Source organism: Vibrio penaeicida (assembly GCF_002933855.1).
GTDB classification, from domain to species: domain Bacteria; phylum Pseudomonadota; class Gammaproteobacteria; order Enterobacterales; family Vibrionaceae; genus Vibrio; species Vibrio penaeicida_A.
On the sequence record NZ_BFAQ01000003.1, the window covers coordinates 1 to 3,452 of the forward strand.

Annotated in this window: 6 protein-coding genes; all 6 read left to right on the forward strand. The window is 38.2% G+C overall.

The window, feature by feature from the left end; translation table 11 throughout:
- A partial coding sequence (locus VPNCDNU1_RS28760) for a hypothetical protein (protein ID WP_201797096.1) occupies positions 1-181 on the forward strand: 181 nt, incomplete at its 5' end.
- Positions 162-488 (forward strand): hypothetical protein, encoded by a 327-nt coding sequence (locus tag VPNCDNU1_RS00280; protein WP_237324039.1) that lies wholly within the window; start codon positions 162-164, stop codon positions 486-488. The genes VPNCDNU1_RS28760 and VPNCDNU1_RS00280, both read left to right, overlap by 20 nt.
- Before the next feature lie 343 nt (positions 489-831).
- Positions 832-1,668 carry a hypothetical protein gene (locus VPNCDNU1_RS00285; RefSeq protein WP_104398495.1) on the forward strand — a complete coding sequence of 279 codons (837 nt, stop codon included), beginning with the start codon at positions 832-834 and terminating at the stop codon, positions 1,666-1,668.
- A 129-nt stretch (positions 1,669-1,797) separates the two neighbouring features.
- A complete protein-coding gene (locus VPNCDNU1_RS00290; protein WP_104398496.1) occupies positions 1,798-2,253 on the forward strand; it encodes a hypothetical protein in 456 nt (151 codons plus the stop codon).
- A 165-nt stretch (positions 2,254-2,418) separates the two neighbouring features.
- Positions 2,419-2,910, forward strand: a complete 492-nt coding sequence (locus VPNCDNU1_RS00295) for an RDD family protein (RefSeq protein WP_104398497.1) — start codon at positions 2,419-2,421, stop codon at positions 2,908-2,910.
- A 108-nt stretch (positions 2,911-3,018) separates the two neighbouring features.
- Positions 3,019-3,264, forward strand: coding sequence for a GDCCVxC domain-containing (seleno)protein (locus VPNCDNU1_RS00300; RefSeq protein ID WP_104398498.1), 246 nt, complete (start codon positions 3,019-3,021; stop codon positions 3,262-3,264).
- The last annotated feature ends 188 nt before the right edge of the window (positions 3,265-3,452 follow it).

Below are 3,452 nucleotides of genomic sequence, written 5' to 3' on the forward strand. Positions count from 1 at the left end.
GTGCTATGGGCAAGTTCTGCAACGGGTGATAGCAGGGGAGTCGTTTGAAGGTGCGATACCCAAAGCGCTGCCTGAAAGACCCGTCGGCTCACCCACTAGCCGAGATCGTTCGCTGGAAATCATACAGGAGCTGAAGTGCCGATTTGGGTTTAGGAATAACCATGATGATGAGTCGACTTGAAGCGGAGTTTGCCTTGCAGATACGAGCATTGAAATTGCCTGTGCCGGAGACGGAATTTCGTTTTCACCCAGTGCGGCAATGGCGATTTGATTTTGCTTGGAGCCTCCAGAAATTTGCTGTAGAAATTGAAGGTGGTGGCTGGAATCATGGTCGTCATACGCGCGGAAAAGGGTTTTCGGACGATCTCAAAAAATACTCTGAAGCCATGCGACTCGGTTGGAAGGTGTATCGCTGTGACGCGGCATTAATCAAGTCCGGGGAAGCCATTCAGGTGGTTAGGGCTATGTTGGAGCAGTGTGATGAGTGAACATGAAATGTGGTATTACTCACCAACTTTATAAGGTGTGCAGGGCAGTGATATTGCAACTGTTTGTTTTCTAAATGATTAAGGTATAAATCATTAAAAATTGATATGCATCTATATTGTATGTTCTTGATTTGATATATTTTCAATAGAAAAGAAAGTTGGATCCGAGATAGTGACATTATAAAGAACGTTCTATGTGAAAGCCTAAAACATCTTTTGAAAACCGTTTAATCTCGAATCCTAGCCATACTGGCAAATGATGCCAGCTAAAGATTAGATAATGTTTAACTTTTATTGAGACCAGAATTTTTAGTCAAAATATTTAACATAGTCTGAGGTACAAATGGAAAAATATGATGTTGCATTCTCTTTTACACAGAAAGACGCATGGATTGCAAAAGATCTAGATATCCTACTACAAAGGTTAGGGGTTCATTGTTACTGTTCTGCTCATTTACCTGATAGAGCGAATGGACAGCTCAGAAAAGAACTTTTCAATATCTATCGATCCTCAAAAATTAATGTTTTGATATACTCCTCAGATTATGCTTTAAAAGCTAATGACTCTATCGTTGCTATGGAGCGCAAGCTTTTGTTTGATCGCCATATTGGTCGAGGGGAAGAGTCTGCATTGTTTATTCTGGTTGTGGATGAATCAAGTATTCCTGAAGAGTTTGATTTATGTTTAGCTCAGTACGTAAAAGATATTGGAATATTAGGTGCTGAAAAATATATTGATTCAAGGTTAAAAGAAGTCATCAAAGTGAAAGGTGACAATAATCATATATATTCTCATCCTACTGGTATAGAAAGAATAAGAGGTGACATGCAGCCATGTACCTTCAAGATATCGCCGAATTGGAAAAATGATAGAAAAAAACGTTGGTTAACATTAGGAGATATCAGTGTGACGACTGAACACTCCATGTCTAATGGAATGATAACGTATTTAATCCCTAGTGGTCATTGTATTAGTTTTCTAGGGCATTCAAATAGATTGAGAACAGACAAAACCTCCCTCAAGATCAAAAAAAGGGCAGGACTAGATTTCATCCGAGAATCCGAGGATAAGACATTTTCCGGTGTCATATTTACGATCAATCACAATGGTATGGATTATCCAACGGTGTATTGTTCCGAATATGATCACTACCTCAACAGTAAATGGGAAAATGGTTGACAAAATAGTGCATCTTGTATGCTTAAAACTATTTATAAAAATCCAAAAAAGAGCCTTTAACGCGATGTACTTTAGAGGTTCTAATTATCGTTGAGTTTCGACTATTTATGTCTGGAAGGAATCAGTAAGGTGGAATATCTAAATAACCTGATACAGGCTTGTGAAAGAGCCAAACAAGCGTTGCCCATTAGAGACTTTGTTATAACTCACCCTAGAGATATACCGACAAATATTAAGAAAGGTATCTATGTCATTCAAGAGGTAGGAGGAGACATTGATGATACATTTCAATTATTTATTCAGTTTAAAAATACGAAATTGAAGTCGTGCTGCAAAATAAATCACCCATCTCGTGTCCTATATGTAGGGTCTTCTACTACAGGTCTCCATAAAAGACTCCGACAACATCTTGTTAAATGTCATGAGAAAACCTACTCACTTCATCTGTACCATTGGTTTGAAGGAAAATATGAAATCCATATAAAAGAGTATGATGAAGACGGTCACATCATACAATTAATAGAGGATAATATTTCGCACAAGTTGAAACCGGCATTTGGTAAACAGGGAGGAAACAATAAGTAATAAAAGCTTTAGATTATCTGCACAAGTACATCTACTTAAAACTCGATTTCTATTCCAACTACACAGATGTATCTCACGTCGCTGAAAATGCGACGTCTTAATTTGAGTATCAATATCAAGTTGTGATGCGTGAAGATTTATTATTTGATTGATATAGGTAACCTTATGGAAAGTAATGCTTTAAAAAAAACGAGTGACCTTTATGAATATTCAGGCTTTTGGTCACGAGTTGGGGCGAGTTTAATTGATACGGTCATTATTTTGGTGCTGACTTATCCAATATTGATATCAACTTATGGCTGGGCATATTTTGAAAGTGAAGCAATCATCGTTGGGTTTACTGACTTTATAGTGAGTTGGGTGTTTCCAATGATTGCTGTCATGCTGTTTTGGTTATATAGACAAGCTACTCCTGGAAAGTTTGCCATTTCAGCAAAGATAGTCGATGCGGAAACAGGCGATAAACCAACTTTACAGCAGTACATTGTGCGCTACCTCGGGTACTTTATTTCCGCGTTGCCACTTGGTCTCGGGATATTGTGGGTTGCTTGGGACAAACGCAAGCAAGGTTGGCATGATAAACTGGCAAACACTGTTGTCATTAGCTGTAAAGATCGTCATACCCCTCAGGAAGTCGAGTTCACTTCCAAGAGCTAGCTTTCGATGCGTGGGTGAGCGAGTTTACAACTTGTTGAATACACAATAGGTGTCGTATTTTCTTTATTTGACTATGCTAATAAAAGGTTGTTTGCATAGGGCTAAATTATGGAAATAAAACTTGAATCCGAACTCGTTTGCCCAAGTTGTGGTCACAAAAGCCTAGAGGCAATGCCTAAGGATTACTGTCAGTATTTCTACGAGTGTAAAGAGTGCGGTGTACTGCTTAAACCAAAAGCGAACGATTGTTGTGTTTTTTGTTCGTATGGCAGTGTGCCGTGCCCGCCCATTCAAAAGCAGCGTAATGCTTCTAACATTTTACCGACTCGTGCAACAAAACATTTACATCACTAGTTAAACCCTCAAAATTACATTATTGGTTGATTTTAAACAACATTTTTAACCTTTAGGGAGAAGGGGGATTTATTTTATGGTGCGTAAAGAGTGACGTTCTAAGCACTGACTTAATCGAGCCCGGTATTATAATATGCAAATATGAGCGCATATATCACATTTAAGAAAATGGATTATTTTATATTTTC

Coding starts and splice junctions, on each gene's coding strand:
- VPNCDNU1_RS00285 (WP_104398495.1), top strand. CDS start 832: ATGGAAAAATATGATGTTGCATTCTCTTTTACACAGAAAGACGCATGG.
- VPNCDNU1_RS00300 (WP_104398498.1), top strand. CDS start 3,019: ATGGAAATAAAACTTGAATCCGAACTCGTTTGCCCAAGTTGTGGTCAC.
- VPNCDNU1_RS00295 (WP_104398497.1), top strand. CDS start 2,419: ATGGAAAGTAATGCTTTAAAAAAAACGAGTGACCTTTATGAATATTCA.
- VPNCDNU1_RS00280 (WP_237324039.1), top strand. CDS start 162: ATGATGATGAGTCGACTTGAAGCGGAGTTTGCCTTGCAGATACGAGCA.